Annotated in this window: 17 protein-coding genes; 6 read left to right on the top strand and 11 right to left on the bottom strand. The window is 69.1% G+C overall.

Annotated elements, in window-relative coordinates; genetic code table 11:
- Positions 1 to 13: 13 nt before the first annotated feature.
- From ACLZOT_RS27505 to ACLZOT_RS27495, 3 genes are all read right to left on the bottom strand, one after another.
- The gene (locus ACLZOT_RS27505; RefSeq protein ID WP_416971772.1) at positions 14 to 1,270 is read right to left on the bottom strand and encodes an NAD(P)/FAD-dependent oxidoreductase; all 1,257 of its coding nucleotides are present in this window, start codon (positions 1,268 to 1,270) and stop codon (positions 14 to 16) included.
- A gap of 88 nt (positions 1,271 to 1,358) precedes the next feature.
- Positions 1,359 to 2,681 carry a deoxyguanosinetriphosphate triphosphohydrolase gene (locus ACLZOT_RS27500; protein ID WP_416971771.1) on the bottom strand — a complete coding sequence of 441 codons (1,323 nt, stop codon included), beginning with the start codon at positions 2,679 to 2,681 and terminating at the stop codon, positions 1,359 to 1,361.
- 48 nt (positions 2,682 to 2,729) lie between these two features.
- Entirely contained in the window at positions 2,730 to 3,488 is a 759-nt protein-coding gene (locus tag ACLZOT_RS27495; protein WP_416971770.1) for a sirohydrochlorin chelatase, read from the bottom strand.
- Positions 3,489 to 3,814: 326 nt separating this feature from the next.
- On the opposite strand from ACLZOT_RS27495, the gene ACLZOT_RS27490 reads away from it, so the two are divergent.
- Positions 3,815 to 4,501 carry a SanA/YdcF family protein gene (locus ACLZOT_RS27490; protein WP_416971769.1) on the top strand — a complete coding sequence of 229 codons (687 nt, stop codon included), beginning with the start codon at positions 3,815 to 3,817 and terminating at the stop codon, positions 4,499 to 4,501.
- Here ACLZOT_RS27490 and ACLZOT_RS27485 read toward each other — a convergent pair.
- From ACLZOT_RS27485 to ACLZOT_RS27465, 5 genes are all read right to left on the bottom strand, one after another.
- Entirely contained in the window at positions 4,488 to 5,255 is a 768-nt protein-coding gene (locus ACLZOT_RS27485) for an enoyl-CoA hydratase-related protein (protein ID WP_416971768.1), read from the bottom strand. The two genes, ACLZOT_RS27490 and ACLZOT_RS27485, sit on opposite strands and share 14 nt — an antisense overlap.
- A gap of 14 nt (positions 5,256 to 5,269) precedes the next feature.
- Complete coding sequence (locus tag ACLZOT_RS27480; RefSeq protein WP_416971767.1) at positions 5,270 to 6,517, bottom strand: hypothetical protein; 1,248 nt, start codon at positions 6,515 to 6,517, stop codon at positions 5,270 to 5,272.
- Complete coding sequence (locus ACLZOT_RS27475; protein ID WP_416971766.1) at positions 6,514 to 8,043, bottom strand: amino acid adenylation domain-containing protein; 1,530 nt, start codon at positions 8,041 to 8,043, stop codon at positions 6,514 to 6,516. The genes ACLZOT_RS27480 and ACLZOT_RS27475 overlap by 4 nt, the downstream gene beginning before the upstream one ends.
- 456 nt (positions 8,044 to 8,499) lie before the next feature.
- On the bottom strand, positions 8,500 to 8,967 hold the full coding sequence (locus tag ACLZOT_RS27470) for a hypothetical protein (RefSeq protein WP_416971765.1): 468 nt from the start codon (positions 8,965 to 8,967) through the stop codon (positions 8,500 to 8,502).
- Positions 8,968 to 9,050: 83 nt separating this feature from the next.
- The gene (locus ACLZOT_RS27465) at positions 9,051 to 10,271 is read right to left on the bottom strand and encodes a cytochrome P450 (RefSeq protein WP_416971764.1); all 1,221 of its coding nucleotides are present in this window, start codon (positions 10,269 to 10,271) and stop codon (positions 9,051 to 9,053) included.
- Positions 10,272 to 10,441: 170 nt separating this feature from the next.
- On the opposite strand from ACLZOT_RS27465, the gene ACLZOT_RS27460 reads away from it, so the two are divergent.
- The 5 genes from ACLZOT_RS27460 to ACLZOT_RS27440 all read left to right on the top strand — a co-directional run bounded on the left by ACLZOT_RS27460 (position 10,442) and on the right by ACLZOT_RS27440 (position 16,840).
- Positions 10,442 to 11,920 carry an MFS transporter gene (locus ACLZOT_RS27460; RefSeq protein WP_416971763.1) on the top strand — a complete coding sequence of 493 codons (1,479 nt, stop codon included), beginning with the start codon at positions 10,442 to 10,444 and terminating at the stop codon, positions 11,918 to 11,920.
- Positions 11,921 to 12,138: 218 nt separating this feature from the next.
- On the top strand, positions 12,139 to 13,260 hold the full coding sequence (locus tag ACLZOT_RS27455) for a hemopexin repeat-containing protein (RefSeq protein ID WP_416971762.1): 1,122 nt from the start codon (positions 12,139 to 12,141) through the stop codon (positions 13,258 to 13,260).
- Between the two features lie 21 nt (positions 13,261 to 13,281).
- Positions 13,282 to 14,748, top strand: coding sequence for a hypothetical protein (locus ACLZOT_RS27450; protein WP_416971761.1), 1,467 nt, complete (start codon positions 13,282 to 13,284; stop codon positions 14,746 to 14,748).
- Positions 14,748 to 16,307 carry a hypothetical protein gene (locus tag ACLZOT_RS27445; RefSeq protein ID WP_416971760.1) on the top strand — a complete coding sequence of 520 codons (1,560 nt, stop codon included), beginning with the start codon at positions 14,748 to 14,750 and terminating at the stop codon, positions 16,305 to 16,307. The genes ACLZOT_RS27450 and ACLZOT_RS27445 overlap by 1 nt, the downstream gene beginning before the upstream one ends.
- Complete coding sequence (locus ACLZOT_RS27440; RefSeq protein WP_416971759.1) at positions 16,304 to 16,840, top strand: hypothetical protein; 537 nt, start codon at positions 16,304 to 16,306, stop codon at positions 16,838 to 16,840. Before ACLZOT_RS27445 ends, ACLZOT_RS27440 begins: the two co-directional genes overlap by 4 nt.
- On the opposite strand, the gene ACLZOT_RS27435 is transcribed toward ACLZOT_RS27440, so the two are convergent.
- From ACLZOT_RS27435 to ACLZOT_RS27425, 3 genes are all read right to left on the bottom strand, one after another.
- Entirely contained in the window at positions 16,827 to 17,342 is a 516-nt protein-coding gene (locus ACLZOT_RS27435) for a hypothetical protein (RefSeq protein WP_416971758.1), read from the bottom strand. The two genes, ACLZOT_RS27440 and ACLZOT_RS27435, sit on opposite strands and share 14 nt — an antisense overlap.
- A gap of 554 nt (positions 17,343 to 17,896) precedes the next feature.
- Positions 17,897 to 18,337: a hypothetical protein gene (locus tag ACLZOT_RS27430; protein WP_416971757.1), complete on the bottom strand. Its 441-nt coding sequence runs from the start codon at positions 18,335 to 18,337 to the stop codon at positions 17,897 to 17,899.
- A 106-nt stretch (positions 18,338 to 18,443) separates the two neighbouring features.
- A partial coding sequence (locus tag ACLZOT_RS27425) for a polymorphic toxin-type HINT domain-containing protein (RefSeq protein ID WP_416971756.1) occupies positions 18,444 to 24,352 on the bottom strand: 5,909 nt, incomplete at its 5' end.

Raw genomic sequence — 24,352 nt, 5'->3', positions numbered from 1 at the left:
CCCCCGTACGGGCTCAGGCGACCAGGGAGTCCAGTGGTGTGGCGGGGTTCGCGAGAGCGTCCGGGTCGACCGGGGCGCCGTTCTGGATGAGCCGCTGGATGTGCTCTGTGACATCCCACACGTTCACGTTCATCCCGGCGAGGACCCGGCCCTCGCTCAGCCAGAACGCGATGAACTCCCGTTTCCCGGCGTCTCCCCGGATGACGACCTGGTCGTACGACCCCGGCGGCGCCCAGCCGCTGTACTCCATGCCCAGGTCGTACTGGTCGGAGAAGAAGTACGGCACCCGGTCGTAGGTGACGTCCTTACCGAGCATCGCGCGCGCGGCCGCCGGGCCGCCGTTGAGGGCGTTGGCCCAGTGCTCCACGCGCAGGCGCGCGTCGGCGAACGGGAACGCGGCGACGTCACCGGCGGCGTAGATGTCCGGGTCGGAGGTGCGCAGGCTCGCGTCGACCTCGATGCCGCCGCCGTGCGCGCGGTCGGCGAGGGTGAGGCCGGCCGCTTCGGCGAGGCCGGTGCGCGGGGCCGCGCCGATCGCCGCGAGGACGTCGTGCGCCGGGTGCTCCTCGCCGTCGTCGGTGCGCACCGCGAGGACCATGCCGTCCTGGCCGGTGATCTCGGTGAGGCGGGCGCCGAAGTGGAAGCGGACGCCGTGCTCGGCGTGCAGGTCGGCGAAGAGCTGGCCCAGCTCGGGGCCCAGGACGCCGTGCAGGGGTGTCGGCTCGGGTTCGACGACGGTGACCTCGGCGCCGTACGTACGGGCCGCCGCGGCGACCTCCAGGCCGATCCAGCCGGCGCCCGCGATCACCAGGTGGCCGTTGTCGCGGCCGAGGGCGGCGAGGACGCCCCTGAGGCGCTCGGCGTGGGCCAGGCGGCGCAGGTGGTGGACGCCCGCGAGGCCGGTGCCGGGGACGTCCAGGCGGCGCGGTTCGGCGCCGGTCGCGAGGAGGAGCTTGTCGTACGCGATCAGGGTGCCGTCGCCGAGGCGGACGGTCTTCTTGGCGCGGTCGATCGCGGTGACCGTCTGGCCGAGGTGCAGCTCGATGTCGTTCTGCGCGTACCAGGCGGGTTCGTGGACGAAGACGCTGTCGCGGTCGTCCTTGCCGAGGAGGTAGCCCTTGGAGAGCGGGGGGCGCTCGTAGGGGTGGTCGCGCTCGTCGCCGATCAGTATCACGCGCCCGGTGAAGCCCTCCGCACGGAGCGTCTCGGCCGCCTTGGCACCGGCCAGGCCACCTCCGACGATGACGAACGTCTGATCCGCGTCGACCACTTGATGCCTCCTCGTAAGGGTGTCGCCACATGCGAGCGTCCCGCACGCAACGTTCGGGGGGAAGGGGTAGTACCCCGGCGGGGCGATCTCAGGGGCGGCCCGTCAGCCGTGCGTGCAGGGCCCTCGCGGACGCGTCGGTGAGGGACGCGATCTGGTCCACGATCACCCGTTCGCGGGCGTGGTCGTCGTCGGCCTTGACGAACAGCGCGTGGAACTGCGGGTCCAGTCCGTACGGCGCCCGCGCGGTGAGCGCCTGCGCGAGTTCCGTGATGACGATCCGCTGGTCGGCGCGCAGGCGCTCCTGTTCGGCGCGCTGCATGACGTACCGGTCGGCGACCGCCTTGAGGACGGCGCACTCCAGGCGGGTCCCGCGCGGGACGACGAGTTCGGCGGCGTAGCGCGTGAGGCGGCCGCTGCCGTACCTCGCGCGGGTGGCGCCCTCGGCGGCCAGGCAGAAGCGGCCGATCAGCTGGCTCGTGGCGTCCTTCAGGCGGGCCTGGGCGACCGCCGAGCCGTCGTAGCCGTGCGGCCACCACTCCTCGGCCAGGAGGCGGTCCAGGGCCTCGGCGAGTTCGGCCGGATCCGTGTCCCCGGGGACGTAGCGGCCGATGGCGACGCGGAAGATCTCCTCGCGGTCCGCGCGCGCGGACAGGCAGGCCGGGTCGATGTGGCCCGCGTGCAGGCCGTCCTCCACGTCGTGCACCGAGTACGCCACGTCGTCCGACCAGTCCATGACCTGGGCCTCGAAGCACGCGCGCGTGCCGGGCGACTCCTTGCGGATCCAGTCGAAGACCGGGCGGTCGTCGTCGTACACGCCGAACTTGGGGGACTTCGGGTCCGTGGGGTGCTCGCCTCTGGGCCAGGGGTACTTCGTCGCCGCGTCCAGCGTGGCGCGGGTCAGGTTCAGGCCGACCGAGCCGTCCTCGGTGAAGCGCTTCGGCTCGATGCGGGTGAGCAGGCGCAGGGACTGGGCGTTGCCCTCGAAGCCGCCGCAGTCCTTCGCGAAGTCGTTCAGCGCCTGTTCGCCGTTGTGGCCGAAGGGCGGGTGGCCGAGGTCGTGCGCCAGGCAGGCCGCCTCGACGAGGTCGGGGTCGCAGCCGAGGGCCGCGCCGAGCTCCCGGCCGACCTGGGCGCACTCCAGGGAGTGCGTGAGGCGGGTGCGGGGGCTGGCGTCCCACACCGGGCCCTGGGTGCCGGGGGTGACGACCTGGGTCTTGCCCGCGAGTCTGCGCAGGGCCGAGGAGTGCAGGAGGCGGGCGCGGTCGCGCTGGAAGGCGGTGCGGCCGGGGCGCTTGTCGGGTTCGGGAGCCCAGCGGTCGGCGGCGGACGGGGGGTAGGCGGGGGTGGTCGCGGCGGGGGCCGCGGGGGCGTGGCCGGTGGTGGGGGCTGTGCTCGGGTCGGTGCCTTCCATGGTTCGACAGTACGGGCAGGCACTGACAATTCGCTCGCACCCCTCGGGTCAGGCCGCGTTGCTGCTGCCGTTCGCCGTCGCGGTCTCGTCGTAGCGGGCCAGGACGAGCCGTGCCATCGCCTCGTGCGCGCCCAGGGGGGCCGAGACGAGCCAGGGCGCCGCCTGGGCGCACTCCGTGGCGAAGCGGCCGGGGGCGGTGAAGTACGAGGCGACGGCCACGCGCGCGTAGCCCCGCGCCCGCAGGCCGGCGATCGCCCTCGGGACGGCCGGTTCGGCGGTCGAGGCGTACGCGGGCACGACCGGGACGCCGAGGCGGGCCGACAGGAGGTGGGCGGTGCGCTCGGTGTCGGCCGCGTTGTCGGGGTCCCGGGAGCCCGCCGCCGCGAGGACGATCGCGGTCTCGCGGTGGCCGGCGTCCCCGTCCCCCGGCCAGCCGGCCTCGTCCAGGCGGGCCACCAGGGTATCCACCAGGAGGGGGTGCGGGCCCAGGGCGCCCGCCACGCGCGCGTGCGGGTGGGTCGGTGCCGCCAGCTCCGGGATGTCGCGCTTGATGTGGTAGCCCCGGCCCAGCAGGAGGGGGACCAGGACGACGTCCCGCGTGTCCACGCGCGCGAGCGTGTCGGTGAGCAGCGGTTCGTTCAGCTCGATGTGGCCCAGGTGGACGTCCAGTCCGGGGCGCTGCGCGCGGACGCGGTCCAGGAGGGTGCCGACGGTACGCAACGCGCGCGGGTCGCGGCTGCCGTGGGCGACGACCACCAGGGCGGGCTGGGCGGGGCGCCGGCGGAGGCGGCTGAGCTGGCTGGACATGGGGCGATCCTCGCGCGGGGGCGTTGCGGGGCGGTTGCGTGACCGTCACGGGTGTTTTCCGGGGGTTCACGGCGGGGGTGGGGGTGGTGTGAGGGGCGCGCGGCGGGCGGGGCGGGGTTCGGGGGTGGGTCGGGGTGCGGGGGCGGGCCGGGGTCCGGGGGCGGGCCGGGGTCCGGGGGTGGGACGGGGTGCCGGGGCTGGGCGGGTCCGGGGAGCGTCGAAAAGGGCGGGGCGTGATCGACATGGGCGGGTGGCTGAACCAATGTGCCACTCAGCCCGTCTTGCCTGGTGACAGGTGCCTGGGGAGGTGCCGGGGAGGGGTGTCCATGCGGAGGGTGTCGCTGCGTCGACCACGGCTTCCGCGTACGCGCGCCGGTCAGCGCCGACTCGTACAGACCGTGGTCGCGGTGTGCGTGCTGGCGCTGCTGCCGTCGACGTGGCTGTTCGTGTCGACGTCCGGCCGGTACGGCACGACGGCGGACGCCCCGCGCCGGGACGTCGCCGTGGTCTTCGGCGCGGGCCTGTGGAACGGCGAGCCGTCGCCGTACCTGCGCGGCAGGCTGAACGCGGCGGCGGACCTGTACCGCGCGGGCCGCGTCAAGGTCGTCCTGGTGACCGGCGACAACAGCCGCGAGGACTACGACGAGCCGGACGCGATGCGCGCGTACCTGACGCGCCACGGTGTCCCCGACGACCACGTGGTGAGCGACTACGCGGGTTTCGACACGTGGGACTCCTGCGTGCGCGCCAAGAAGATCTTCGGCGTCGACAGCGCGGTCCTGATCAGCCAGGGCTTCCACATCCGCCGCGCCGTCGCTCTGTGCGAGGCGGCGGGCATCGAGTCGTACGGCGTCGGCGTCGCCGAGAAGCACGACGCGACGTGGCTGTACGGCGGTGCCCGCGAGGTGTTCGCGGCCGGCAAGGCGGCGCTGGACGCGGTGTTCACGCCGGATCCCCGGTTCCTGGGACCGCGGGAACCGGGGATCACGCGGGCGCTCGCTAGCGCCCGGTGAAGCGCGGCGGGCGTTTCTCCAGGAACGCCGACATGCCCTCGGCCCGGTCGTGGGTCGCGAACAGGCCGTGGAACGCCCGGCGTTCGTAGCGGACGCCGTCGCGCAGGCCGGTCTCCAGCGCCCGGTCGACGCAGTCGCGCGCGGTGCGCACGGCGAGGCGGCCGTACGAGGCGACGGTGGCGGCGGCCTCCAGTGCCTCCGGGAGCACGCGGTCGTCGGACACCACCCGGGAGACCAGTCCGGCGCACTCCGCCTCGCGGGCGTCCATCGTGCGGCCGGTGAGGACCAGGTCCATCGCCTTGGCGCGGCCGACGAGCCGGGTGAGCCGCTGGGTGCCGCCGATGCCGGGGACGACGCCGAGCCTGATCTCGGGCTGGCCGAACCGCGCCGACTCCCCCGCGATGACCAGGTCGCACATCATGGCGAGTTCGCAACCCCCGCCCAGGGCTACGCCGTTGACGGCGGCGATCTTCGGGACGCGGAGGTCGGCGAACTCCTCCCACGCCCCGAAGTAGTCCTCCGCCAGCATGTCGGCGGCGCTCTTGCCGGCCATCTCCCTGATGTCGGCGCCCGCCGCGAAGGCCCGCTCGGAGCCGGTGAGGACGACGCAGCCGACCTCCTCATCGGACTCCAACGGGCGGACGGTGTCGAGGAGTTCGGCGAGCAGCTCGGAGCTGAGCGCGTTGAGGACGTGCGGCCGGTGCAGGCGGACGAGCACGACACCCTCGTACCGCTCGGTCTTGATGTGACGCATCGTCACCATCCTTTCTACGAGTCCCAGATCGCGCCGTAGGCGGGTATGCCGCGCTGTTCGAGGCCGTGGACGACCTGCCAGGTGAGTTTCTTGTTGGAGATGCAGATGACCGCCTCGGCCCCGAAGTCGCGGTAGGCGGCGTACGCGAGGGCGACCATGTCGGGTTTGCCGTGGCGGGAGGTGTCCCAGACGACCGCGTCGGGCTGGACGGCGAGGATCTCGTCGACGAGGGCGTCGCCGTAGGTGACGCGGGGGTCGCGGGTGGCCCAGACGAGGCGGGAGGGGACCTCGGCGGCGAGGAGGTGGGGCAGGCAGGGGCCGATGCCGCTGCCGGTGGCGACGTACACCACCTTGCTGAAGAGGACTTCGATGTTGGCGACGCCCGCAGTGGTAATTCCCTTGACCCACACCTTCGTCGGACGGTCGTCGATGAACTTCCCGGTCCAGTCGCCCGCCCGCGAGATGGTCAGGCGGAAGCCCGGACTGCCCGGTGAGGGGACGTTCGCGAAGGAGTGCCACTCCGTGAGCGGGCTGCGGCTGACGGCCGTGGACGAACCGGCGAAGGGGGTCTCGCCGTAGTCGAAGCGGGCCAGCACCACGTGTTTGGAAGGCCGTTCGACCCGTACGTCGACCTTGCGCAGCCGCAGCCAGGGCAGCGCGACGCTGAACGTGGCGAGGGCGAGGACCGCCGGTTCGACGGGTCCGGTCGCCGTGAGGAGGGTGTGCGTCCAGAAGAGGGCGAGGGCGCCCCAGCCGCCGAAGCGGTGGATCTTCTCGAAGTGGTCGTGGTGCCGGGACCTGAAGGGCGGCAGCGCGGTCGCGACGATGACCAGGAGCAGGGTGAGCAGCACCCAACTCACGGTCAGGACCGCTGTGTTGTCGGTGGTGAACGTCAACGCGGCGAACCACGCCGTGCCCGCGAGCGCGCCGCCCACGTGCAGTCCGCCGAAGTGGTAGACCTTGCCCAGCGTCCAGCGGGCCCGCAGCGGCCAACTGACCGGGGCGGAAGTCGCCGTCCGGAAGAGGAAGTTGATGACGTACTGCTGGCGGATGAGGATCGCCAGCGTGAGGTTGGCGAGGACGGCGTGTGCCATGCCCTGCTCGGTGACCGGCCAACTCGCGTACAGGCAGACCGCGTTCACCAGGAAGACCGTTGCCGCGAGCCGGTTGTAGTGCATCAGCCGGGGGTGCTTCAGGAGGCGGCGCGGCAGGGAGGTGCGGGGCGGGAGGGGGGTGCTGGTGCGGCTCAGTTCCGTCGTCATCGGGCCACCGCCGGGCGGTCCAGGGCGAGTTGGAGGAGCGCCGGTTTGTCGATCTTGCCCCGGTCGGTCTCCGGTAACGATGTCAGGGGCATGACAGTCTCGGGTACGCAGTAGTACGGCAGCGCGTCGGCGACCGCGCGGCGGGCCGTGCCGGGGTCGACGTCCGCCGGGCAGACGAAGGAGACCAGCGAGCGGTCGTCGCGCTTGAGCGTGACCGCGCGCACCACGCCCGGCACCTGCTCCAGCACCGAGGAGACGGAGTCGAGTTCGACGCGGAAGCCGCGCACCTTCACCTGGTCGTCGGTGCGGCCGAGGTGTTCGAGGCGGCCGTCCGGGGTCCAGCGGCCGAGGTCGCGGGTGCGGAACATGCGCCGGCCGCCGCCGAGGAACGGGTCGGGGGCGTAACGCTCGCTGTTCAAGCGGTTGTTGGGGTCGTCGGTGAGGTAGCCCGCCGAGACGCAGTCGCCGCCGGCCCACATCTCGCCGACCTCGCCGATGGGCAGGGGGCGGCGCTCCGCGTCCAGGACGTACACCGTGTTGTTGGGGGTGGGGCGGCCGATCGTCAGGAGCGGGTTCCTCGGGTCGTGCCGGGACATGGTGTTGACGATCGTCGTCTCGGTCGGGCCGCAGCAGTTGAAGAACGCGGACCGGCTCGCCCAGGCGTCGGCGAGCGGGCGGGGGCAGGGTTCTCCGGCGACCGCGACCGCGCGCACCCTCGGGCAGTCGGCCGGGTCGATGCCGGACAGGACCGTCGGGGTGGCGATCAGGACGGTCGCCGTGCGGGCGGTGGCGGCGATGTCGCGGTCGCGGATCACCAGGGTGGCGCCGTGCGCGAGGCAGCCGAGGATCTCCCAGGCCGCCATGTCGAAGGCGATGTTGAGGAGTTGGGCGACGCGGTCGCCGGGGCCGATGCCGAGGGAGCCGGGTTCGGTGAGCAGGATGTTGGCGACGTTGCGGTGGGTGACCTTGACGCCGTTGGGGCGGCCGGTGGTGCCGGAGGTGAACAGGACGTAGCAGCCGTCGTCCGGCCCGGGCGGCGGGAGTTGGACTCTCGCGGGCACCAACGGCTCGTCCAGGTCGATGAGTTGGTGACCGGGCGGGCGCGGGACGCGGTGCGCGTGTTCGGCGAGGGTCAGGATCACCCGGGTGCGGGCGGTGCGGACGACGTGGGCGAGTTGGGCGGGCGGTGCGAGGCCGACGTCCTGGGGGACGTAGGCGGCGCCCGCCTTGAGGATGCCGAGCAGGCCGACGAGCATCGGCAGGGAGCGGCGTACGAAGAGGCCGACGTGGTCGCCGGGGCGGACGCCCTCCGCGTGCAGGCGGGCCGCCAACGACTCGGCCAGCGTGTCGAGTTGGGCGTACGTGAGGGTGCCGCCCCGGTGTTCGGCGGCGAGGGCGTGCGGGGTGGTGCGCGCGTGCCGGGCGACGGCCCGGTGGATCAGCGGGTCCGGCACGAAGGCGGTGGGGCCGGTGCCGTAGAGCATGAAGAGCCGCTGGTCATGGGGGGTGAGATGGCGCAGAGGCATGGTCGGGGGACCTCCTGGCTGCTTCGAGTGTCGGTGACATGGCCGCCGACTGCTGCGGCCTGCCCGGGATTTCGAACGCCGTGCGGGTGTTGGTGCGGAGGTCGTGCGGGATGGTGCGAGGCGCTGCGCGGGAACTGGGCGTGGCCGCGCGGGGCGTGTGCCCGTCGGCGGGGCCGTGCGGGGACACCCGTGTCGGTCGACTTTAGCGGGGGTTCTTCAACGCTCAAGCGTCTGCGATCGGCCAAGTAGCGGTGTGAAATGAGTCACATGTGGCGGGTGTCGTCGCTTCAGCAACTCGGGTGGGGGGTGGCGGCGACTGAGGTGGGGGGATGTGTGCCGGGGCGGGAGGGGGCGTTCGGTGCCGTGAACGGGCTCGGCGCCCCTCCGAAGGAGAGGGGCGCCGAGTTCGCCGGAGGCTGGGCAGGTTCCGGCCCGCCTCACCGCCCGGCGGTCACCTCACACCGCGTCCAGTACGGTCGCCGCGTCCTTGCCGTACCTCTCGATCTCGTCGGCCGTGAACTCGCGGATCTCCGAGAAGCCGAGGCCGACGACGGCGAGGAGTCTGCCGGGGGTGCCGGGGTCGAAGACGGGGAGGGTGACGGAGCCCTTGGAGCCGGAGAGGCGGGCCGGCGGGCGGGCGACGCCGCTGGTGTCGGTCTGGAGGTCGGCGAGGCCGATCGCCTCCTTGCGTTCGGCGGTCACCCCGGCCATGCCCTTGCCGATGACGACGACGGCGGCGCCGTTGACCACCCCCGGCGGCAGGTTGTGCGCGGCGACGAGGACGATCTCGCCCTCCTCGGCGGGCTCGGCGAGGTGCACGCTGCCGACGAACCCGCCGTGGCGTTCGACGAACGAGGAGAGCCAGGCGTTCACGGTGGGACGTGAGTTCCTGCGGACGGTCTCGTTCAGCTGGACGTCATTCATGGCTGAAGCACTCCTGAATGTAGGGGGGTTGACCAACTGCCTTGATGGCACTGCCTGGTGACGGATCGTCAGGCTCGGGGAGGTCACCAGGAGACGGGGAGCGTGCGGACGCCGTGCACCGCGCTGCGGGAGAGTTCGAGGCTCTCGGCCGGCGCCGCGAGCCGCAGGCCGGGCAGCCTGCGGAACAACGTGGAGAGCCCGGCGTGGAGTTCGACGCGGGCGAGGGACTGGCCGATGCACTGGTGGGGGCCGTGCCCGAAGGCGAGGTGGTGGCGGGACCCGCGGGCGAGGTCGAGGGTGTCGGTGACACCCCGGAAGGCGGCGGGGTCGCGGTTGGCGATCTGGAGCGATACGACGACACCCTCCCCCGCGCGGATCAGCACCCCGCCGACCTCGGTGTCCTCGACGGCGACGCGGCGCAACCCGGCGTGGATGACGGAGAGTTGGCGCAGGAGTTCCTCCACCGCGTCCGGCCAGCGCGCGGGGTCCGCCTGGAGGGCGGCGAGCCCGGCGGGGTCCCGGAGCAGTGAAATGACCGCCATGGAGAGCATGTTGGCGGTGGTGTCGTGGCCGGCGGCGAGCACCAGCGACAGCATCCCGACGGCTTCCTCGGGCGCGATCTCCTCGCGTGCGGCGAGCCGCGAGACGAGGTCGTCGGCGGGCTCGGAGAGCCGCCTGTCGAGGAGTTCACGGAGGTAGCCGTACAACTCGCCCCGGGCGGCGAGGGCTTCGGCGGGCTCGGTGTCGAGGCTGGTGACGACGCGGTACTTCGCCTCGAAGAACGCGCTGTCCTCGTACGGCACTCCGAGCAGGCGGCAGATGGTGAGCATGGGGATGGGCAGCGCGTAGGCGGCGACGAGGTCGGCGTCCGTCGTGCCGTCGGCGGTCATGGCGTCGATCAACTCGTCGGCGATCCGCTGGAGTTGTCCGCGCAGACTCTGGATGCGGCGGTGGGCGAACTCGGGGATGAGGGCTCGGCGCAGACGGGTGTGGTCAGGGGCGTCCATGAGCTGGAACTGTCCGGGTCCGCGCGGTCTGGCCTTGGCACGGGTGCCGGGGAAGCCGGGGCGGGTGTCGTCGGCGCTGAACGCGGGGTGGGCGAGGACGGTGCGGGCGTCGGCGTACCGGGTCACCAGCCAGGGCTGGTTGCCGTCGGGGAGGCGGACGCGGACAACCGGTTTCTCGGCCTGCCAGCGCGCGAACTCGGGGGCCAGGCCGAGGACAGTGCGGTCGGTGGGGAGCAGGGGTGGGGGTGGCAGGGGTTGAGTGGGGGGCGAACCGGAAACCGCTTTCCGATCGTTCATACCGCATTCTTACCTGGAATTCTTGAGGTTTCACATACCTCCGAATCGATCAAGGCTGTGGCGATCACCACAGCCTTGCGCACACCGTTCCGCGCGGCGTACAGTGTGCGCAACGACGGCGAGAACACCGTACGCACCAGGCGCACGGCGTTCGCAAGGGAGGGAACCCGATGGACGGACACGTCAGGAGCGCGCGGCGCTGGTGGATTCTGGTCGTGCTCTGCCTGAGCACGGTCGTGCTGACGATCGACAGCATGGCGCTGACCGTGGCCGTGCCGTCGATGACCTCGGACATCGGGGCGAGCGCGCAGGACACGCAGTGGATCCTCGACTCCTACATCCTGGTCTTCGCGGGCCTCCTGCTCACCTCCGGCAGCCTCGGCGACCGGTTCGGGCGGCGCCGGGTGATGCTGATCGGCCTGGTGCTGTTCGGGGCGGCCTCGCTGGCGGCGGCGTTCTGCACAACTCCCGCCGAGGTCATCGCCGTTCGGATCGCGATGGGGGTCGGCGGGGCGCTGATCATGCCGTCGACGCTGTCGATCCTGATCACGGTCTTCGACGAGGAGGAGCGGCCGAAGGCGATGGCCGCGTGGGGGTCGGTGTCGATGCTGGGCCTGGTCGGCAGCCCGGTCCTCGGCGGTGTCCTGATCGACCACTTCTCCTGGCACTCGATCTTCTTCCTCAACGTCCCCGTCGTGGCACTGGCGTTGGTCGCCGGGGTGACGTTGATGCCGGAGTCCAGGGCGCCTTGGCAGAAGGCGGACCCGATCGGCGCCGTGCTGTCGGCGGTCGGGATGACCGCGCTGGTGTGGTGGATCATCGAGATCCCCAAGCACGGTGCCTTCGAAGGGCGTTCGGCGCTCACCGTGGCCGTCGCGGTGCTCGCCCTCGCCGGGTTCGTCGTGTGGGAGAACGTCACCGCCTCCCCGATGGTCCCGCTGGTCCTCTTCAAGCACCGTAATTTCACGGGTGGTTCGCTCTCGCTGGCGCTCGTCCAGATCGGCAACGGCGGTCTGCTGCTGGTGCTGACGCAGTACCTCCAGTTCGTGCTCGGCTACTCGCCGGTCGAGGCGGGGCTCGCGTTCCTGCCGCTGGCGGTCGCGGCCCTCGTCGGCAACGGGGTGGGCGTGAAGCTGTCGGCGCGGTACGGGAACCGGTTCGTGATCTTCGCGGGGATGCTGGTGATGGTGGCGTGCTTCGCGCTGATGACGACGGTCGACGCGGGCAGCGGGTTCACAACTCCCGCCGTTTCGCTGGGACTTCTCGGGCTCGGCGCCGGGCTCGCGATGCCGGCCGCGGTCGCCGCGCTGATGGGGACCATCCCGGCCGACAAGGCGGGCGTCGGCTCCGCGCTCAACGACACGATCCAGCAGGCGGGTACGGCGCTGGGGATCGCGATCCTCGGCTCGCTGCTGACCAGCGGGTACACGGAGCGGATGCCGAAGGAGGCACCGGAGGCGGCCCGGCAGTCGATCGCGGGCGCCACCGAGCCCGGGGTGCTGGCCGCCGCGCGGGAGGCGTTCACGGACTCGATGGGCACGACGTTCACGGTGAGTGCGGCGGGGGTGCTGGTGGCGGCCGTGGTGGCGGTGCTGGTGATGCGGGACGGCACCAAGAGGGCTGAGGTGGAGGCCGAGTTGGCGGCCTGAACGCCGTAGACGGCCGGTGTCCTCGTCGGGGGGCACCGGCCTTTCGCATTCACTCGAACGAGAACGCCGGAGGGGACAGGAGGTGACGGCCGGCGGGACAGACATGCAGGGACCGAGACCCCAGAGGGACGGGACAGGAACGGGACCAGCACCTCAAGCGCTCACCTCGCGCATGTCATTAGAAATGAGTGCACAACCTACCGACGAAAGGGCGCGGCATGGGCGGCATCCCCGAGGCGTACTTCCTCACCGGCTCGACGGTGCGGACCTTCAACATCGACGCGGACTCCGCCGACCCCGACTTCGACCAGCAACTCACCGACACCTGGGCGGGGTTGCCGCCCGGCTGGGAGGAGGGGATCGACGGGGCCGTGGACCTCGGGCAGGGGTATCTGTACGTGTTCCGGGGCACCGAGTACGTCCGGATCCCGTACGAGACGCGCGAGGTCGAGGCCGACTATCCGCTGCCGATCAGCGGGAACTGGGCGGGGCTCGCGTTCGAGACGATCGACGCCGTCATGAACTGGGGCGACGGGAAGCTCTACTTCTTCTGCGGTGCGCAGTACGCCCGTTACGACCTGCCGGGCGACCGGCAGGACCCCGGCTACCCCAAGGCGATCGCCGACGGCTGGTCCGGCGTCGACCCCTCCTGGGTCGGCACCGGTCTCGACGGCGCGCTCAACCCCGGTAACGGGCATGCCTACTTCTTCAAGGGCACGCAGTACGTAAGTGTCGACTGGGCGACCAAACGGCAGGACGGCGTCCCGCAGACCGTGTCGGAGCAGTGGGCGGGCCTGGTCGGGCCGTACGACGCGGTCTGGTCGGCGGCGGCGTCCGCGCCCTCGAAGGTGGGTGACTTCGTTGCCCGGTACGGGGGTTACGCGGACGCCAGTGAGACGGCGACCGGAGTGCCGGCGCTGGTGACGCTGGGGCAGGCCGCGTTGGAGTCCGGGTGGGGCGAGAAGGCGCCGGGCAACAACTTCTTCGGCGTGAAGGCGAAGGCGTCCGATCCATCCGAGACGCGTCAACTCGTCCGTACACATGAGGTGTTGAGCCGTCCGGACGTGCCGTTCCCGGAGGTCATCTCGGTGACGCCCCGGGCCGACGGCAAGTACGACTACGACGTGCGCGACTGGTTCCGGGTGTACGCGTCCCCCGAGGAGTCGTTCTCCGCGCACGGCAACTTCCTGCGCGACAACGGCCGTTACGCACCGGCCTTCGAGCACACCGACGATCCGTACGCGTTCGCGCGGGCGGTCGCCTCGGCGGGGTACGCGTCGGCCCCGAACTACTACGACGTGCTGGCGAGCACGATGCGCTCGATCGCGGCGCACCGGTAACCCGGAAAGGGCGGACACGCCATGGCGTACAAACTGGCCGACCTCGGAAACCTCTTCCGCAACCAGCTCTACTCCATCATGACCGGCGGTGACGGGACCGTACCGCCGGCGAAGGACTCGTTCATCACCTGGTGCATGCCCGGACTGCCGTACGAGCCCGCTGACTTCAGGTTCGCGGCGGAGGGCATCGCGTCGGGGCAGAACGTGGCGGAACAGCGGCTGCTGCTCCAACAGGCGTTCAACTTCGCGTCGTTGATCGACTACATCCCGGACGTGACCTCCGCGTACTCCACCGACCGGCAGGAAGGGGTGTGGCGCAACGCGAGCGGGGCGCGGCTCAGCGAGATCTACGGGCAGATCCTCAAGTTCTCGAAGGTCATCGACGACCAGCTCACGCCGGAGCAGCAGAAGCGGCTCGACAGGATGCGCGGGCTGCTGCGGGTCACCAAGACGGTGAAGGACATCATCACCGAGGAGGAGAAGCAGGTCACCGAGGACTCGCCGATGCAGAAGGCGTACAACGCCGGGATGCAGGCGTACATCCAGGCCGCGATGCTGTACAACGCGAAGCGGACGGCCGCGCAGACCGCGACCGGCGAGGCGGGCATGCAGGCCGTCGCCGACTGGTCCAACAACGCGCAGCTGTACGGGATGCAGGTGGCCGCCGCGATGGACAACTGGACAACCGGCGGCTACAAGAACGAAGTCGAGGCCATCCACGCGTTCGTCGACCAGACCACCGAGAAGTCGATGCTCCTGTGGAAGCGCAACCTGGAGTTCTTCTACGACCAGGGCACGGTCACCGGCGCGGCCGGTCCGGGCCAGCAGTTCTACTACACGACCGTCGTCCCCGGGGACTTCGCGACGGCGAGCGGCTGGACCGACTACTCCATCTACCACACCCAGGTCGACTCCCATCAGCACACCGAGAACACGTCGTGGTCGGCGGGCGGGGGCTTCGGATTCGGGTTCTGGAGCGCGAACGCCGGGGTGAAGTCCAACTCGACGACGTACGACTCCAATTACGCGGTGGACGACTTCGCGATGTCGTTCAAACTCGCGCAGGTGCAGATCGTACGGCCGTGGTTCTACCCGGAGTTCCTGGAGAACCGGGGCTGGGATCTGCGCAAGGGGCACGGCTGGAACTACGACCAGATGCCGTCCGACGGGGGCAGGCCGCCGCAGGGCCGGTTCATCGGCTACCCGCTCCAGGCGATCTTCGTGAAGGACGTCGCGATCCGCTCGGCGTCGTTCGCCTCCGCCCTGCGCACGCACGACAGTTCGTTCTCGGCGAGCGCCAGCGTGGGCTTCGGGCCGTTCAGCGCGCGGGGCAGCTACAGCCACCAGGAGTCCGACCGGCGCTACCACTACGAGAACGACGGCTCCACGATCACCATCCCCGGCATGCAGATCATCGGTTTCGTCAACCACCTGCTGGGCAAGACACCGAACCTGCTCGACGGCATCGACCCGGACTCCCTGGTCTGATGGCCGAGTTGGACGTGTGGGCCGCGTCCCCCGTGGACGCGGCGTCCCTCTTCGGTCTCGGCGCCCATTTCTGGCGCCAGTTGACCGACGCCGACCACCTGGTCTCCCTCCCGGTCACCCCGCTCGTCTACAAGGACGCCGAGTTCCGTCTCGAAGGCGGCCTCGACGCCCGGCGGGCCGCCGTCCTCGCGGAGTTCTCCGAACTCGCCAACCGCATCCCCACCCACCCGATTTGGACCCCGCCGGTCACTCCGCATCTGTGGGACGTGTACGGCGAGGTCCTCGCCGCCGACCTGGCGCGCAGCTCCCTCACCCCCGAGGAACGCACCCGGTACGACACGGCGATCGACTACCTCTACGACCCCGACCCCTCGACCGGCGATCCCGCGCCCTCCGCCGCGCTGCGCGCCTACCGCGCCACCCGGCAGAACTGGACGGACGCCGACCGCGAGTACCGCCGGGCCGAGGACGCGGCCCGGATGTCCACCGACCCCGCCGCGCACGACCGTTGGGCCCGGATCGAGGAACCCGACCTGCGGCAGAAGCGGGACGACGCACTGGACGCGTGGCAGACGGCGGGCCGCAAGGCCGAGGTCGAGGACGCGCTGCGCGAGTCCTCCGAGCTGGCGTCCAAGTCCCCGTCCGCCACCTGGAAACGCCACCGCGACGCCTTCAACCCCAACGCGCCCGGGCAGTTCTCCACCGCCCCCAACGGCCTTCTCTACGCGCCGACCTACTATTCCCCCGCCGCCGCCCTCGACACCCCCTGGACCGAGGTCCGGCTCACCCGCGAGCTCTTCCTCACCCTCGCGGACCAGGCGCCGGCCGCCTTCTCCGCCGCGCTCGGGCACCGCGCCACCGACACGTCCGTCTTCCAACTCGCCTTCGAGTACCGGGTGGTGTCCGTCGTACGGCCCTGGCTGGATCCGCCGATGGACCTGTTCGGGTCCCGTGCCTGGCGATTCTCCTCCGGGGTACGGGAGTTGAGCGACGGCGGCGATCCGCCCCAGGGGCGCTGCCCTTCGTACGTGGAGTCCATCGCGCTCGCCCGCAACGTCCATCTGACCCGGGAGGCCCACACCTACTCCCCCGCCGCCGCCTCCGAGAACACCTGGCCGCCCATGACCACCTTCGACTTCGACACCTGGCGGCTCGAAGTCGGCATGGACGAGGCGTCCATCCGCTGGGAGTGGACCGGCGACGGCAGCGGTGCGCGCCTCGCGCCCGGCGCCGACACCGGCCTCGTCCTCCTCGGTGCCGTCGACTACGACGGCCTCGACGGACGCGCCCTCGACCGCCTGCGCTACCGCGACGCCCCCATCCCCGGCACCGACCTCGCCCCCGGCGCCGTCTTCGCCGTCCGCACCCGCCGCAAGAAGCTCGTGAAGATCCAAGTCCTCTCCTACGGATCCCAACTCGCCATCCGCGACCAGGAGTACGAGATGACCGCGTCCTCCGCCGTCGCCTCCGACACCGCGCCGGACGATGTGTTCATCGCCGCGTTCGCCTGCCGGCGGCTTCCCAAGTCGCCTGATCCTGATGGGGCGTTGCAGTGGTGAGCGACTGGTTGCTGCTGGGGCTCGACACCGTCTACGCCGTGCGGCTGGGAACGGGCGGGGAGCAGACGGTGGTCCGGGTGCAGCCGACGTCCGAGCTGTATCGGACGGCCCGGGAACTGTACGGCAGCGCCGCCGAGTTGACGTTCCGGGTGGGCGAGAGCGCGCCGTACACCGGGGAGTTGTTCTTCGGGCGGATGGATGTCGACGCGGAATCCCTGGGCCATATGACGGTCGAGCTGCGGAAGGTCCTGTACCGGGAGCGCCTTGACCCTCTTGAGGGCCTCCGCTATCTCCTCTTCGGCGACGACCAACTGTTCCTGTGGCATCTGCCGGGGGCCTTCGAGCAGGGGCTTCGGGTGCGGTTCTCGGGGTGGGAGAGTCCGGTGCTGGGGGTGGACGAGGTGGTGGCGGTGGAGCTTGAGGGGCGGGAGTCCGATGTGGAGGGGAGGGTGGTGCCCGGGGAGCAAGTCGCGGCGATGGGGGCGGAGTTGATGGTGGTGGCGGAGGTATACCTTCGAGCTACACGGGGATGAGGGCGGGCCACCAGGGTGGGACGTTTCCGGGGCAGACGGGGTCGGGGTAGGAGTCCAGGATCCCCAGCCATACGACCGTGAACCAGAGAAGCCACGTGTTGAGCGCCGCCCCTGCCGCCCATGCCGCACCGCGATGAAGCCTGCCGGCCACTCCGAAGACGAACACCCACGAGAGAGCCACGGCCACCCAGACGGCAGGCACAACAATCACCAGCGCGAACGAATTCGCCGATGCACCGACCCCGACATCACAGGCGGCCCATACCCTCCCGATGACAACCGCCGAAACGACCGAGGTCACCCCGCCACAGAACATCCCGATCCGCGCGCCGACACCCCACGCACCTGCCGCTCCCACTTCACCCCTCACATCGAGTAACTGATCGAATGGAGAAAATTCCACGACGTACCAATTCTTCCTCACCCCTAGCCCAACGACAACGCTTCTCCGCTCCCAAGAATAAATTATCGCCACATCGTTCAACACAGAAGAAGACGGCACGAAATCAACAATAAGACCAGCTCGGCCATAGCGGAGAACTCTTCACAATTACCGATGAAGACCTCCGATTCCTGGGCTTCCGACACGGGGGATGATATTTTCTTCGTCGACGGTTCGCCTGCCGCACCCCCTCCAAGTCCGCAGATGGCGGCCCGAACCACCCGACGCCCCTCCGATCGCTACCACACGGTTCGCGAACTGTACGGAACGCCGCCGATCTAACGTTCCAGATGAGCAGGATCGCGCCATACACCGGGGAGTTGTTCTTCGGTCGACGCGGACGGGGAATCTCTGGACCGTATGGTGGTGAAGCTCCGAAAGGTCCTACACCGCGCACCCCTTCTGCGGCCTCTACTGCCTCTCTTCGACAACGAACAGTCGCTCCCTGAACACTCCAGGCTCACCCAAAGGTCCCTTCAAGCAGGAGCTGCGGATGCGGTTCACGGAGCGGGATTACGCCATTGCGGTGAACGATAACCAACAGCGTTACACTATGCCATCGAAGCAGACCAATACCCAATCCGTCAGCATCGACCCGCCCAAACAAAGCTCCGTCATTCCTCGACGGGCCATCCCCCCAAGACGGAAGCCAAGAGGGCGCGATGCGCAACCTCCGGCACTTCCGAAGCGATACGGTAAACAATCGGACCAATCTGCCAGCCAGCCTCGCGGTCAAATAGAGGAGTCTCTCCGGATGCATTATGCGCGAGCTTCGCCACTATTTCCGCGAGCCTCAGCAACTGATCCTCGCCAATCGCAAGGGAGTTCCCTTCATTCAGTCGATACTGGCGAATTTGATCGAAAATTGCACGGGCACCCCACCATTCACTCCTTTCTGAGACCAAACGCAACACGGATTGGATATGCGGCGAACCATCGAGCCCCAAGACATCCGCAACACCTTGAAGCACTCCCCCCGCCCACAAAATCGGATCTCGTTGACGCTCATACAGGAATCGCCCCCACGAGGAGACGCGCTCAGAACCCTTGTCCATAACCTACCCTTCCCATCTCACCATCGTCAGACAACAGGACCGGTGGCGGCCATGGATCCAGCCGCCACCGATCACGCTAGACAATCATGCCAAAGGTTGCACCAATTCACCCTTGCGGATAAAAGGTGATATATGGCGACGATTTGTCAACTTCTACATCAGTAAAGATGTCTTGCCTTCGGCCGACCCCAAGTGTGACATCAGCCATAGGGATTGAACTAGAGACCGAATGCTTCGTCCGACTGTTAATTCCCGTAATCACGTAATCCCAGTCAGACTCCGGACCTGCCGTTCCAGAAGCACGGCTACCAACTACAGAGATTGGATGGCCAATTCTGTTCGCAGCATTCTGAATTCGCGCCCTTTCAGACCCATTCAGATTAGCCAAGTCGGCACCTGGCCCCACTGACGGACCACACGGTGTCGAATTGTGAACGAGTACCGCGGTCCCTCCTGCCAGTACATAGTACGTGTGCAGGTCGTCGACAGTGAGGTTGTAGGTGCGTGCCTGCTTGGTGAAACTCTTGTTCTTGGTCACAATGACGGTGGAGCCGCCATCCGTACGCAGTGTCATTCCCGGCTCGAGCTGTCGTGCAGGGACCCAGTCCAACTCGGAGGGGGACCAGAAAGGGTGTTCGTGGGTGGCAGTGAGGTGTTCGATGCCGTCCGGGGTGGCGATGGAGAGTTCGTTAAAGTACTTGTCGCCCTCGGTTCGGATGAGGCGGGTGACTTCGCGAGGGCCGGTTTCGCCAGTCTCAGGGTCGGTCGCCAGGACCTTGTCACCAAGTTCTACGTCCTCGATATCCCTGGCCTTGCCGTCAGCCAAAAGGACATCAGTTCCGGCGAGAAAACATTTGCAGGCACTGGCAACCTTTTTTACGGTTTTGCCCGCATCTCCGATGTTGTCCAGCTGTTTGGGCGCTTTGAATATGTCACCACCTGGCAGAAATCCAATGCCTCCGGCGATCACCCCGAAGGTATCACCCTCATCCCATGACCGTTTCAAGTCATAGGCATCACAACCAGCGCCCAGGCCGGGAACCCAACTGCAACCTGCAAGACCGATTTCCTTCACGGCCGACCATGACCACTCGAAATGAGAGGACCCGGCACCCGATACCTCGTCCCAGTAAGGGTCCTGTCCGACTGTTGTCTGGCAGGTCTGGGTTCTGCTGTTGCAGCCGAGGATGATTCCGCCCGTGCCCGGGGTTCCTGTATTCCCAGAGCCAGTTGTGACGCCGGAGTGCGCGCCGCTGCCGACTCCGGGGGTGTAGGCAGGAGCACAGGTGTAGTAGCAGCCGTTCTTCCCGGTTCCGCCGGCAGGGATGCCCGGTTTCGGGTTTCGGCCGCCTCCCTTGCCGTCGGGGCGGGGTTCGTTGCGGCCGGTGCCGTCGTCGAGCCAGAGGCCGGTGGGGTCGCTGAAGGTGACGGGGTTGTTGGCGGCGTAGCTGTAGCCGTTGAGGGTCTGCGGGTTGGCCGGATCCAGGATCGGATCGACGCTGATGAACTGGCCGATTACGGGGTCGTACTGGCGGGCCCCGATATGCGTGAGCCCTGTAGTGGCGTCGCGGGTCTTGCCGAGGAAGCCCTTGTCGTTGGGCCAGGGGCCGAAGAGGGGGGTGCCGCGGTCGGCGCCGAAGGGGGTGGTGTAGCGCTTGGTGAAGGTCTGGGCGGTGTCGGGGTTGAGGGAGAGGGAGGAGGTGCCGTGGTGGTCGCTGGTGAGGTAGGTGAGTTTGTTGGTGCCGGTCTCGTTCGAACGGAGAGCGTGGCCGGCGTACATGCGCTGTGCCCACACCGTGCCGTCGGCGCGGAGGTGAAGTTCGGTGGCGCCGGCGTAGAGGACGCGTTCACCGTTCTGGGTGGCGCGGATGAGAAGGGTGTTGTCGGCCGAGTAGAGGTAGTCGGTCGCGACGCTGTTCTCGGTGAGTTTGTTGAGCTTGCCTTCGGGGGTCCAGGTCAGGGCCTGGGTTCCGCTCTTTCCGGGCCGTGTCACCGTGTTGCCGGTGGTGTCGTACTGGTACGTCTTCTGCGGCGCGGCGCAGTCCGTGCCCGTGGTCGTGCCGCTCAGGGTGTGTGGCTGGGCGGTCTTGGTGTAGCAGTACGTCGTCTTGGCGTCGCCGGTGCTCTTGTGGACGGTCTCGCTGGTGCGCTGGCCGGCGGTGTTGTAGGTGTAGCTCGACCAGTACGGGGCCGGGCCCGACAGGCTGGCGGCGCTGCGGTTGTCCGTGCAGTTCTGCGAGGTCGGGGTCCAGGCTTCGGTGAGGCGCTGGTAGCCGTCGTAGACGAAGCACTGGTTGTCGGCGGTGCTGCTGCCGCCCAGGAGGGTCGGGTCGCTGATCTTGGTGACGTTGCCGGTCTGGTCGTAGGTGTAGTTGAGGTCCTGCAACATGTACGGGTGGGTCTGGTCCGTGACGTTGCTGCGGGTCAGGCGGCCGGTGCCTTCCTCGTAGATGTTGGTGACGTAGACGCCCTTGCTGCCGCTGCCTCCGGTGCCGAGGGTGAGCTGTTGCGGCTGGGAGGTCGCGGAGTAGGAGGCGTCCAGGAGATAGCCGGTGGCACCGCCGACGGACTTGAGGTTCCCCAGGTCGTCGTAGCCGTAGTCGATGTTCTCGGACGGCAGTCCGCCGAGGGCGGGTTCCTTCGTCTGCTGGAGGGTGCCGTCGAGGCTGTAGTGCGATTCGAAGGCGAGCGTGTCAGGCTGCTTGGCCGTCACGAACGGGTCGGTGGAGGGGAGTTGGAGCTTGGTGTTGGTGGCGCGGCCGAGGGTGTCGTAGGCCGTGACCGTCTGGGTGTACGCCGAGCCCGTCTTGCCGCCGACGTAACGGGTGGAGGACGTCGGCAGACCCTTCAGGAGGGTGTCGTAGGTGTAGCCGGTGAGCTGGTTGGCGTCGGTCCGGGTGTTCTTCCAGGTGCCGGTGACGCGGCCCAGCTCGTCGTACCCGGTCAGGACGGACGTGCTGGTGGAGTCCGTCGCCTTCGCGGGGCGGTCGAGGACGTCGAACTCGACAATCGAGATCCCCTTGTCCGGGTCGGAGACCTTGGCCTGGCGGCCGAACAGGTCGTAGGTGTACGACCAGGTCGTGTTGTCGGGTCCGGTGAGCGTCTTCTGCTTGCCGTCGAGCTCGTAGCCCGTCTTCGTCGTGGTGTACGAGGTTCCCGGGCCCGTGCCGTACGCCGCGTCGGCGGGACTCGGGCCGGCGTAGGTGCGGGTTTCCGTCGCCTGGCCACGTACGTCGGTGATCACGCGCTTGGCCGAACCACCGTCGAGTCCGGTCGTGGCGACCGAGTCACCGGTGTAACCCGTCGTCGTCGCCCACTTCTTGACGCCGAAGACGTACAGGGTGCTGCCGGTCGCACGGCCCGCGCCATCGAATATGGTCTGCGTCTGGACAGGCGATCCGCCGTATTCGACACGCTTGTATGTGCCGTCGGGTGAGGTTTTGGAGTCGAATGCCTCCGCGTACGACTCGTAGGCGAGACCGCGGGTGTCGTACCGCGTGTCCGTCACCAGGCGACCGCCCAGCGGGGTCGGCGACTGAGCCTGGAGGGGGCGCAGGAGGGAGTCGTACAGGGTGTAACTGGTGTTGTAGGTCTCGCCGTCCCGTTTCAGGGTCGATGTGGACACCCAGGAGGGCGTGCTGGTGTTGAGTTTGTACGCGAACTTGAAGTTCGGGGCCTGACCCGTCGCCCGATTGGGCTGCCACACCTGGGTGAGGCGGCCGAGGGCGTCGTACGTGCTCTCTGTCTTCTTCGAGTTGGGGTCGTAGACGCGCAGGGCGAGTCCGCGGCGCGGGTCGAGGAAGCTGGTGGTCTTGTACTGCTTCGCATTCGCGGTGACCGTCTGGGTCAGCGGGCCGGCGGCAGCGGGGGTGTAGGCGATGGTGCTGGCCGGGTTCGCGGACGCGTCGCTGACGCTGACGGGGCGGCCCAGGGTGTCGTACGTGGTGGCGGAGAGCTTCTGCCAGCCGGAGGGGGCGCGGTCGCCCGTGGCGGGGTAGCCGGTGGCGCGGCCGGTCCAGGTCGGCAGGCCCTTGGTGGGGGTCTGGTCGGCGGCCCAGGTGGTCGCGTTCGCCGTGTCGTAGACGGTGGCCACGTCCGCCAGGACGTCACCGCGCGCGGGGGCGGTCGGGCTCATCGACGCGGGGAGGCTCAGTCCGCTGTCCGCCGTCGCGCAGGTGCGGCCGACCGTGCGAGCGCGGGAGACCAGGGACGTGAAGTCACCCCCGCGGGCGTACCAGGTGCGGGTGCAGGTCTCGTCGCCGGTCTTGCCGATCTGGCCGGAGTCCTCACTCGTGACCGGCATGCCGTAACTGTCGAAGGTGGTCGCGGTCTGGCTCTCGCGCCACGTCTTGGGGGCCGTCAGATACGTGTAGTTGTGCGTCCTCTCGGTGCGGACGTAGCGAGCGACGTGAGTTGCCGCGTCAGGTGCGTCCTGGGCGGCGGTCTGCTTCGACCACGGGTCGTTCGCCGACGCCGAGATCGCCGTGTTGCCGTCGTAGGTGACCTGCTGGCGCAGCTGGCCGGCGTACTCGTCCTTGTCAGTGACCGTGGCCACGCCGAGCGCCGGTTCCGCCAGCGGCGCGAGGGAGACTGAGTCGGCGGGACCGGTCTGGTTCTTGTCGCCGTCCATGCCCTGGAAGTAGAGGGAGACAGTGCGGGAGCGAGTGACGTTCTTTGCGCCGGTCCAGGCGGTCACCTGACGGTAGCCGCGCCAGTCCGACCAGGTCCGCTCGTCCTTCGGGGTGAAGGGGTCGTCACTGTGGTGCCAGGCGGCGCCACTGTAGGAGTAGGCGTTCTCGACGGTCTCGTTCTTCGCGGCCGGGTCCGACACGGTCACGGCCAGCACCCGGTACTTGTGGAACCAGTCGATCTGCGCGTCCTTGACCCCGTTGGGGTGCCAGAACTGGGGGTAGCAGGAGCGGGTGTTGGTGTCCGGGGCGGCGCTCAGGACCTCGCTGCGGACACATTCCTCCCCGGAGAGCGTGACCGTCGTGATCGCACCGGTCTCCGAAGTGACGGTGGAGATACGCGGCCGGGACAGCGGCAGGATGTCATCGACGGCATCGACACGGTTGGGCAGCATCCCGTAGGTGAAGCCGATCGGGGTGAGCCCGATGCTGCTGTCACCCGCCTTGCCGGTCCGCTTCAGGGACGTCAGCGTGAGAACCCGGTCGGACGGGTCGGCCAGGTCTTCTGCCTTCAAGTACTTCCCCGTGAAATCCCAGGAGTCGACAGGGTCGTAGCCGCCAGTGGTGGCGTTGTACGAGGACGTGGCGATGCCGGTGAGGCGCTTGCGGGAGAAGAACGACGGCCCGGTCGAGTTGCAGTCGTCGGCGTCCTTCGCGCAGATCGCGTCGAAGGGGACGTCCGGCCAGTTGTCGGCGGTGTCCTTGGTCAGGCTGGAGCAGTCCGAGGCGGTGCAGCGCTCGGCGTACCCGAAGGTGACCCGGGCATCGGCCTTGTCGGTGAACAGCGCGTCGGCGCGCAGGCCGTACTCGATGCGGTCGAGGTAACCACCGCGCGTGTAGAAGGAGTTGGCCGTCGTCGACTTGTTCTTCTTGTAGTAGTTCGACTCCTTCGTGTACCAGTACGTGGCCGCGTTGCCCCGCGGGTCCTTGACGTAGTCGAGGTTCCAGCGCCAGCCCTGCACCAGCGACCGGTCCGCGAAGGTGCTCCCCTTGTCGTAGCCGGGCTCCTTCTCGTCGTCGCCGAACACCGCGACCGTGGCAACGGAGTTGGTGCGCTCCGTGTCGGCACCCGGAAGCTTGTTGAGACCGAACTCGTACGTCGTCCCGTCACCCGTGACGACCGTCCAGTGCTCGCCGTCGCTGTCGCTGTTGTCCGCGCCGAGCGTGCGCGTCACCCTGGACGCGTCGTCGTTCTCCATCCGCCAGACGCTGCTCTTGTCGTCGTCGTTCTCGGAGACCTTGACCAGCCGGCTCGACTTCCCGTTCAGGACCAGACGGGCGTTGTCGTACTTCCAGCACTGGTCGTGGACGTCGTCGTGACCGTCCT

The sequence above is a fragment of the Streptomyces sp. 4F14 genome, from assembly GCF_048159485.1.
In the GTDB taxonomy this organism is placed as follows: Bacteria; Actinomycetota; Actinomycetes; order Streptomycetales; family Streptomycetaceae; genus Streptomyces.
This window is presented reverse-complemented; position numbering and strand designations above follow the sequence as displayed.

Excerpts from the sequence above, each read along its gene's own strand:
- ACLZOT_RS27480 (WP_416971767.1), bottom strand. The coding sequence starts at position 6,517 with ATGACGACGGAACTGAGCCGCACCAGCACCCCCCTCCCGCCCCGCACC.
- ACLZOT_RS27465 (WP_416971764.1), bottom strand. The coding sequence starts at position 10,271 with ATGAACGATCGGAAAGCGGTTTCCGGTTCGCCCCCCACTCAACCCCTG.
- ACLZOT_RS27475 (WP_416971766.1), bottom strand. The coding sequence starts at position 8,043 with ATGCCTCTGCGCCATCTCACCCCCCATGACCAGCGGCTCTTCATGCTC.
- ACLZOT_RS27495 (WP_416971770.1), bottom strand. The coding sequence starts at position 3,488 with ATGTCCAGCCAGCTCAGCCGCCTCCGCCGGCGCCCCGCCCAGCCCGCC.
- ACLZOT_RS27450 (WP_416971761.1), top strand. The coding sequence starts at position 13,282 with ATGGCGTACAAACTGGCCGACCTCGGAAACCTCTTCCGCAACCAGCTC.
- ACLZOT_RS27445 (WP_416971760.1), top strand. The coding sequence starts at position 14,748 with ATGGCCGAGTTGGACGTGTGGGCCGCGTCCCCCGTGGACGCGGCGTCC.
- ACLZOT_RS27460 (WP_416971763.1), top strand. The coding sequence starts at position 10,442 with ATGGACGGACACGTCAGGAGCGCGCGGCGCTGGTGGATTCTGGTCGTG.
- ACLZOT_RS27490 (WP_416971769.1), top strand. The coding sequence starts at position 3,815 with ATGCGGAGGGTGTCGCTGCGTCGACCACGGCTTCCGCGTACGCGCGCC.
- ACLZOT_RS27455 (WP_416971762.1), top strand. The coding sequence starts at position 12,139 with ATGGGCGGCATCCCCGAGGCGTACTTCCTCACCGGCTCGACGGTGCGG.
- ACLZOT_RS27470 (WP_416971765.1), bottom strand. The coding sequence starts at position 8,967 with ATGAATGACGTCCAGCTGAACGAGACCGTCCGCAGGAACTCACGTCCC.
- ACLZOT_RS27430 (WP_416971757.1), bottom strand. The coding sequence starts at position 18,337 with ATGGACAAGGGTTCTGAGCGCGTCTCCTCGTGGGGGCGATTCCTGTAT.
- ACLZOT_RS27500 (WP_416971771.1), bottom strand. The coding sequence starts at position 2,681 with ATGGAAGGCACCGACCCGAGCACAGCCCCCACCACCGGCCACGCCCCC.
- ACLZOT_RS27485 (WP_416971768.1), bottom strand. The coding sequence starts at position 5,255 with ATGCGTCACATCAAGACCGAGCGGTACGAGGGTGTCGTGCTCGTCCGC.